Below are 7,458 nucleotides of genomic sequence, written 5' to 3' on the forward strand. Positions count from 1 at the left end.
ATGGGATTATCCCATCTTTTTTATATTAAACTAATTTACCATATGATAATTGTTTTTTATTTATTTTTATATTAAATTCTCTTTCATAGATTCTAATTGCTGGGAATTCTTTTTTTGTAACTAATGAGATAGTAGTTCCACTAGCATTTCCTCTTGCAGTTCTTCCAGCTCTATGAAGGTATTCATTAGCATTAGCAGGGAAGTCTAAGTTTATAATATGAGTTACACCTTGAATATCTAAGCCTCTTGCAGATATATCTGATGAAACTAAGATATTTATCTTTCCATTTCTAAACTTTTCTAATGCTTGTTGTCTTTGTTCTTTTGTTATTCTTTTATGCATAGCAAAAGCATTTTTATGATGATAATTTAATTTATCCGCAATCATTTCTACATCAAAACCACGATTTATAAATACGATTGCTTTATCAGGATTAACTGCTGATATAAGTTTTCTTAAAACTTCAGCTTTATCTCTTTCTTCAACTTCTATGTACATATGCTCAATATTAGGATTTAAAGAAGCATTTTTATTATTCTTAAATATTATAGGATCCTTCATTAAATCTTTAGCTATAGGCATAGCTTTTTGACTGATTGTTGCAGAGAATATTAAAAGTTGTCTATCCCTCATTGTAGCTTTAATTATATCTTGAATAGTTCTTGAATGAGTGTTATCTAATAAGTTGTCACCTTCATCAAGCACTATTGTTTTTATTGTATGTGCCTTTATCTTTTTCTTCTTTATTAAGTCTAGAACTCTACCAGGTGTTCCAACTACTATATTAGGCTTAACTTCTTTTAATTTTTTTATTTGTTTTTCCATATTAACATCACCAATTATAGGAACTGTATTAATTGGCATTTGTGAATTTTGGGCTAGTAATTTAGATTGTCTTTCAATTTGCATTACAAGTTCACGAGTTGGTGCAAGGATTAAAACCTGCACATCCTTTTTATTTGCATCAATCTTTTGGAAAAGTGGTGCTAAGAAAGCTAAAGTTTTACCACTGCCTGTATGAGCTTCACCTATAACGTCTTTATTATTTAATATTTCAGGTATAGTAAGAGTTTGTATTTCTGTTGGAGTATAAATTCCTTGTTTTTCTAAACCTAAAATTATATTATCGTTTAAACTTAAATCTTTAAAATTTTTCATAATTTCCTCCTGTGTTCCTAGTTTCATAACTTATAGTATATACATAATATTAGTAAAAGTGTACTCAATTTATAAAATAAATTTTAGTATATTACATAATTTTAGAAAAGCTTAATTATCCTTTTTTATAAAAGTTTATTATAATAATAAGTATAAATAACTAAGATAAAAATTTAGGAGGGATATTTATGACAATTAATCATGGAGCTAATTTGTTTGATTTATCTAGCAAACTTGGACTTAAAAAAAGTGAAATATTAGATTTTAGTTCAAATGTAAATCCTTTTGGTGCTTCAAAAAAAGCTAAAAATTCTCTTATAACTAATGTAGATATGGTTTCAATGTACCCAGATCCAGAATACAAAGAACTTAAAGGTGTAATATCAGAATATTGCAGTTGTAATTTTGAAGATATTTTATTAGGAAGTGGAGCAACTGAGCTTATATCAGCATTTATAGATTCTATAAATCCTAAGAAGGCATTACTTATTTCTCCTGCATATTCAGAATACGAAAGAAGCCTTAAAAGGATAGGATGTGAAATAGTTAAGTATTTTGCAAAAAAAGAACTTGAATTTAAGATAGATTTAAATGATCTTAAAAAAGAAATAAAGAAGGGGGAATATGATTTAGTTGTAATTTGTAACCCTAATAATCCTACTGGATTTGCCTTTGAAAAAGAGGAAATAAAAGAGTTATTAAAATATACAAAGACATTTTTTATGGTTGATGAAACATATGTAGAATTTACTGATACTTCTAAATATTCAGCAACTCATTTAGTAGATAAATATAAAAATATTTTTGTTATTAGAGGGACATCAAAATTCTTTTCAACTCCAGGAATAAGACTTGGATATGGACTTATATCTAATGAAGAAATAAAAGAAAAGATTTCACATAAGTTAGATTTGTGGAATATAAATATATTTGCAGACTTAATGGGTGAAATAATGTTTAAGGACAAAGAATATATAGAGAACACAATAAGTTATATGACTGAAGAAAGAAAATATTTATATGATAGATTAAGAGAGAGAAATAGCTTAAATGTTTATGAAAGCAAAGGTAACTTTATATTATGTGAAATAAAAGAGTCTGACATAACAGCAAAAGATTTATATGATGAATTATTAAAAGAAGGAATAGTTATAAGAAATTGCTCTTCTTTTGAAGGATTAAGTGATAAATTCTTTAGAGTATGTATTTTAAAGCATGAAGAAAATGAGTTATTAATACAGGAAATAAAAAAGATATTTAAATAATATTTTTATGAGTGTGGTATAAATTTTGTATTATATGTTTACAAATGGAAAATAGGAATATAAAATATTGTATATATAATTATAAAGGGTGGGGTAAAATGAATAATAAAATTAGACAAATGGTATATGCATCACTTTTAACTGCACTTGCAATTATAATTCCAATACAATTTGGATTTTTAAAAGTTTATATACCTCCATTTAGTGCTACACTTGCATCTCATGTTCCTATGTTTATTGCTATGCTCATATCACCTATGGTTGCTGTTGTTACAGGGATGGGATCAAGCTTAGGTTTTTTAATAGCAGGTATGCCAATAGCTATAGTATTTAGAGCAGCTACACATATAGTAGTTGGATATGTTGGAGCTAAATATATTCAAAGAAATAAATCTTACTTAAAGATGTCATTATTTACATCTATAATACATGGTGCTTTGGAGGCTCTAGTTGTAATACCTTTCATAGGATTTGATATATATCAACTAGTTATAGTAACAGGAGTTGGAGCGGTATTACATCATTTAGTTGATAGCTCTATAGGGTATGCTTTAATTAGTACTATGGCAAAATCTAGACATAAGGATATATATACATTATTTAATACTGTACAAGTTGATAAAAGAGTTAAGGCATAAATATGCTATATAAAAAGTAGGAATAATAACCATAGATTATTATTCCTGCTTTTTTGATTCATAGAAAATATATTATATAATATATATCTAAGTGTTTTTATATAAAAATTCTAAGATTAATAATTAAGAGGTATTTATTTTGAATAATGATGCATTAAAAGAGGAAAAAGTTATATTAAAAGAAAAGAGAAAGCTTATTGATGAAGAGCTTATAGAGAGACAAAAATATGTTAAGCAAGTAACAGGAAAGTTTACAGAACTTAGCAAAGAACTAAAGGGAAAATATAATTTTGAAAAAGAATCTATAGAAAAGGCTATGAACTTAGCTACAAATGATATAAAAAAATATGAAGAAGTTTATAATAATCCATACTTTGGTAGAGTTGATTTTAGGGAAACAAGATCTGCTGAAATTGAAAATATTTATATAGGAAAACACGGAATAAATAGTTCTAAAAATGGTGAAGAAATCGTAATTGATTGGAGAGCACCAGTTGCAGATCTTTATTATAGTGGGACTGGTGGAGAGGCTTATTATAAAGCACCATCTGGAATTATTGAAGGAGAACTTTCATTAAAGAGAAAGTTTTTATTTGATGAAGAAGGAAATATAGAAAAGATTTTTGATGAAAGTATAAATGAACTTATGATAAATGGAGAAGAAGGACAAGGATTAGTTGATGAATTTCTTAAGATAAACTTAGAAGAAAGTAGAGGTAAAAAGCTTAAGGAAGTTGTAGCTACAATCCAAAAAGAACAAAATGACATAATAAGATGGCCAAGAAATCTTCCTATAATAGTTCAGGGGTCAGCAGGGTCTGGGAAAACTACTATAGCTCTTCATAGACTTGCATATCTTATTTATAGATATAAAGAAAATATGAGTGGTGAAGATATATTAGTACTTGCACCTAATAAATTATTTTTAGATTATATTTCTGATATTCTTCCAAGCCTTGGTGCACATGAAGTTAAGCAAAGTACTTTTGAAGATGTAGCAAAATCAAAGGCAAAAGTAAAAGGAAAAATATACAATAAAGATGAAAAATTAAAAAGTATAATGGAAGAAGAGGATTTAGAAAAGAAAAAATTAATAGTAAATTCAGCTAAGGTAAGAGGTTCTTTAATATTTAAAACAATGCTAGATAGATATGTAACTTTAATAGAAGGAAGAGCACTAGAAATAAAAGATATAGAAGCTTTTGGTCAAGTTTTATTTACTAGAAAAGAGATAATGAGATTATACTTAAAAGATTTAAAATCATATCCTATAAATAAGAGAAAAGATGAAATAAAAAGATACTTGAATTTAAAGCTTAAAGAAAAAATTGAAGTTGTACTTCAAAGAGTAAGTAATGAATGGGATGCTAAGATAAAAGAAATAAAATTAAATGAGAATGATTTAGAAGAGAGAAGAAAAAAGCTTATAGAAGCTTATGATCAAAGAGACTCTATAAAGGATGGAATAAAAAAGAATGCTAAGTCTATTATAAATGAATATTTTAAAAAATGGAGAGGAATAAATCCAAGTGATATTTATAGAGGTTTTTATAATGATGAGGATTTATTTGAAATTGTAGCAGATGGAAAAATTCCAGAGCCTCTTTCTAAATTCATGAAAGATGAATTTAATAATAGAGATAAAGAAGGATATATAGATGAAGATGACTTAGCAGCACTTTTATATATAAGAGTATTACTAGAAGGAATAGATGATTCAGAAAAGTTTAAGCATATAGTTGTAGATGAAGCGCAAGATTATAGTCCTTTCCAAATCTATTTAGTTAATGAACTTTCTAAAGGAAATTCATTGACTTTAGTTGGAGATTTAGCTCAAGGTATATATTACTATAAAGGACTTAAAAATTGGGAGGATATAACTAAAGGATTATTTGGCGGAAAAGCAACTTTTATAAGCTTAAGTCAAAGTTATCGTTCAACAGTTGAAATCATAGATTTTGCCAAAGGTGCATTAGAAGCTCAAAATTTAGGACTTAAAGATGCAAAGCCTGTTTTAAGACATGGAGATAAACCTAAAATTTTAAATTTAGAAGATGAAAATGAAGTAATAAAAGCTATAGAAGAAATAATAGATGGTGTGCTTAATGATAATAAAAATAGTGTTGCTATAATAACAAAGGATTCAAAAGAAGCAGAACATGTAGAAAAGATTTTAAAGAAAAAATGTAAATATAAGTTCCAAAGAATAAAAGGAAAAGAAAAAGAAGCTAAAGCAGATAATATAATTATTCCATCATATCTAACAAAAGGGTTAGAATTTGATTGCAGTATAATTTATAATCCAGATTATAATACTTACAATAAAGAAAGTATATTAGATCAAAGATTATTATATGTATCGCTTACAAGAGCATTACATAATGAATATATAATAGCTTTAAATAAGATTACTCCATTAATAAAATCTTAAAATAAAAAAGAGATTAGAACACTTTTATTCTAATCTCTTTTTAAAAAAATTACCTAAATTAGGTTTGTATTTGTATGAATTTATATTTATAATAGGAAAAGAATAAATATGAGGAGGCACATAAATGGAAGAAAAAGAGATAATGTCATTTAGAGATGAAGATGGAAATAAAGTAGATTTTGAAGCAGTAGCTAGAATATTTGTTGAACAAAAAGAATATCTATTATTAACACCAGTTGAAGAAGACGCAGAAGATATGTTTATTTTTAGAATAGATAAAGTTGATGATAGAGAAGAATTGAATCTTGTTGAAGACGATAAGGAATTCTTAGCAGTAAAGAAAGAATATAAAAAGCTTCTATATTAAAGGGGTGTTATAAGATGAATGCTTTTGATATCATTGAAATGTTAGAAGATAATGGCTTAACAGAAGTTAAAGAATTATTAGTTGAAGATGATAAAGTAGTACTAGAATTCTTCTATGATTTTGATAAAGAAGAACTTAATGCAGCTAAAGCTTATGCAAACGAAGAAAGTGATCTTGAAGAAGGTAGCTATGAATGGAATAGAGATTGGTTTATACCATATTTATTAGATATTGCTAAAGATAATATTGAAAGTACTATAGAAGATATAAATGATGAACTTGAATTAGAAGGAATTTTTCATGAATTAAAAATAGATGGAAACAATAATGATTACATAAAATTCGTTTCAGCATTTTGTACAGAAGATTGTAACGAAGAATTAGAAGAAATATTAAATGATTACTTATAAAAATCGAAAATAATTACAAATATTTGCAATTAATAAGTGCTTGAAATACAAATAAATTGTGTTATAATAAAGTCATAACATTCCTGAGATGTTCGCCAAGCCTATCATATTCAACCTACATATGATATTCGGGATTTGCAACAGTATTAGGTATGTCAGGCTCCAAGCTTTTGCTTTATATTAACAGGAGAAGACAGAGTATAATATGAGTGAAACCCACCTGCGAGGCGCAGGTTTTGAATATATGGGCAAACGGCATGTTGGGATTTTATGTATTTGCAAAGTTTATACCTCTTTTAGAGGTATTTTTTTTATGCAAATATTTATTTTAAATAGTTATATCATCAGATTTTTTAAAATTATTATTTGAAGTATTGATTTTATATAAATTAGATTGATATAGATTGATATATTTATCTAGATTCTGAGAAATAATAATGATGAGTTTATTTGAAGGGCTTAAATATTTTAATGAAAGATTTAATAAAAACTTTCTATTTCTTATTTTTCTTTGAATTTTCTCCATTGGCATAAAGTCTACCTCATTTTATAACCATAATATTATAGTGATATTATAGCATTTTGTAATATATTGTTAAGTTAATAAAATGTTAATTTAATATACAAAAAACGACATAATATATAAAAAACGACATAATATTCTAAAATAAGACACAAATTAATTTAATAAAGAGATATTAAATTTAATAAAGGTTGTATTTTATTTTGATGGAAAACAAAAGATATAAAGGATAGGTATTCATATTATGTCGAAAATAATTATTAAAGTTGATTATATAAGGAATTATAGGTAAAATAAAGATAAGAAAAGTGTAATTATAAGGAGAAAATAGTATGGATATAAAAAATATTAATATAGATGAAATGAATATAGATGAAGTAACTTTAAAGATAAATGAATTATATAAAAAGAGCAAAGAAGAAGGCTTAACAGAAGAAGAAAAAGAGTTACAACAAAAACTAAGAACAAGATATATAGAAAATGTAAAAAAGAACTTTAGAGCTCAGCTTGCAGGAATAAAGCTAAACAAAAAGAAAAAATAGAGGGTGGGTTTTTATATATGGCAGTAACTGTAGAAAAGTTAATTAAAGATTTTGACTTAGAAGTATTAGTAGAAGGTAAATCAAATGAAGAAATAAATGTTAGTGATGTTAATAGACCTGGTC

Annotated in this window: 8 protein-coding genes, 1 other RNA gene and 1 pseudogene; 8 read left to right on the forward strand and 2 right to left on the reverse strand. The window is 26.1% G+C overall.

Features of this window, described 5'->3' with window-relative positions; translation table 11 throughout:
* Positions 1-25 precede the first annotated feature (25 nt).
* Complete coding sequence (locus tag SPJ33_RS10390; protein ID WP_321117894.1) at positions 26-1,159, reverse strand: DEAD/DEAH box helicase; 1,134 nt, start codon at positions 1,157-1,159, stop codon at positions 26-28.
* A 188-nt stretch (positions 1,160-1,347) separates the two neighbouring features.
* Here SPJ33_RS10390 and SPJ33_RS10395 point away from each other — a divergent pair, with 188 nt between their 5' ends.
* The 6 genes from SPJ33_RS10395 to ssrS all read left to right on the forward strand — a co-directional run bounded on the left by SPJ33_RS10395 (position 1,348) and on the right by ssrS (position 6,541).
* On the forward strand, positions 1,348-2,424 hold the full coding sequence (locus SPJ33_RS10395) for a histidinol-phosphate transaminase (RefSeq protein ID WP_321117895.1): 1,077 nt from the start codon (positions 1,348-1,350) through the stop codon (positions 2,422-2,424).
* Between the two features lie 98 nt (positions 2,425-2,522).
* Positions 2,523-3,062, forward strand: a complete 540-nt coding sequence (locus SPJ33_RS10400) for an ECF transporter S component (protein ID WP_321117896.1) — start codon at positions 2,523-2,525, stop codon at positions 3,060-3,062.
* Positions 3,063-3,201: 139 nt separating this feature from the next.
* Complete coding sequence (gene helD, locus SPJ33_RS10405) at positions 3,202-5,493, forward strand: RNA polymerase recycling motor HelD (protein WP_321117897.1); 2,292 nt, start codon at positions 3,202-3,204, stop codon at positions 5,491-5,493.
* Between the two features lie 124 nt (positions 5,494-5,617).
* Positions 5,618-5,860 carry a DUF1292 domain-containing protein gene (locus SPJ33_RS10410; RefSeq protein ID WP_321117898.1) on the forward strand — a complete coding sequence of 81 codons (243 nt, stop codon included), beginning with the start codon at positions 5,618-5,620 and terminating at the stop codon, positions 5,858-5,860.
* Positions 5,861-5,874: 14 nt separating this feature from the next.
* Positions 5,875-6,270 carry a hypothetical protein gene (locus SPJ33_RS10415; protein ID WP_321117899.1) on the forward strand — a complete coding sequence of 132 codons (396 nt, stop codon included), beginning with the start codon at positions 5,875-5,877 and terminating at the stop codon, positions 6,268-6,270.
* A 77-nt stretch (positions 6,271-6,347) separates the two neighbouring features.
* A non-coding RNA gene (ssrS, locus tag SPJ33_RS10420) (6S RNA) lies at positions 6,348-6,541 on the forward strand.
* A gap of 57 nt (positions 6,542-6,598) precedes the next feature.
* On the opposite strand, the gene SPJ33_RS10425 is transcribed toward ssrS, so the two are convergent.
* Complete coding sequence (locus SPJ33_RS10425) at positions 6,599-6,802, reverse strand: Spo0E family sporulation regulatory protein-aspartic acid phosphatase (RefSeq protein ID WP_321117900.1); 204 nt, start codon at positions 6,800-6,802, stop codon at positions 6,599-6,601.
* Positions 6,803-7,125: 323 nt separating this feature from the next.
* Between SPJ33_RS10425 and SPJ33_RS10430 the strand changes: the two genes are divergently transcribed.
* On the forward strand, positions 7,126-7,335 hold the full coding sequence (locus SPJ33_RS10430; RefSeq protein WP_321117901.1) for a DUF896 domain-containing protein: 210 nt from the start codon (positions 7,126-7,128) through the stop codon (positions 7,333-7,335).
* Positions 7,336-7,352: 17 nt separating this feature from the next.
* A pseudogene (locus SPJ33_RS10435) lies at positions 7,353-7,458 on the forward strand (HPr kinase/phosphorylase); the annotation flags it as partial.

This window comes from Clostridium sp. (assembly GCF_034179595.1).
Taxonomy (GTDB): domain Bacteria; phylum Bacillota; class Clostridia; order Clostridiales; family Clostridiaceae; genus Clostridium.

Excerpts from the sequence above, each read along its gene's own strand:
- SPJ33_RS10390 (WP_321117894.1), bottom strand. The coding sequence starts at position 1,159 with ATGAAAAATTTTAAAGATTTAAGTTTAAACGATAATATAATTTTAGGT.
- SPJ33_RS10395 (WP_321117895.1), top strand. The coding sequence starts at position 1,348 with ATGACAATTAATCATGGAGCTAATTTGTTTGATTTATCTAGCAAACTT.
- SPJ33_RS10400 (WP_321117896.1), top strand. The coding sequence starts at position 2,523 with ATGAATAATAAAATTAGACAAATGGTATATGCATCACTTTTAACTGCA.
- SPJ33_RS10410 (WP_321117898.1), top strand. The coding sequence starts at position 5,618 with ATGGAAGAAAAAGAGATAATGTCATTTAGAGATGAAGATGGAAATAAA.
- SPJ33_RS10415 (WP_321117899.1), top strand. The coding sequence starts at position 5,875 with ATGAATGCTTTTGATATCATTGAAATGTTAGAAGATAATGGCTTAACA.
- SPJ33_RS10425 (WP_321117900.1), bottom strand. The coding sequence starts at position 6,802 with ATGCCAATGGAGAAAATTCAAAGAAAAATAAGAAATAGAAAGTTTTTA.
- SPJ33_RS10430 (WP_321117901.1), top strand. The coding sequence starts at position 7,126 with ATGGATATAAAAAATATTAATATAGATGAAATGAATATAGATGAAGTA.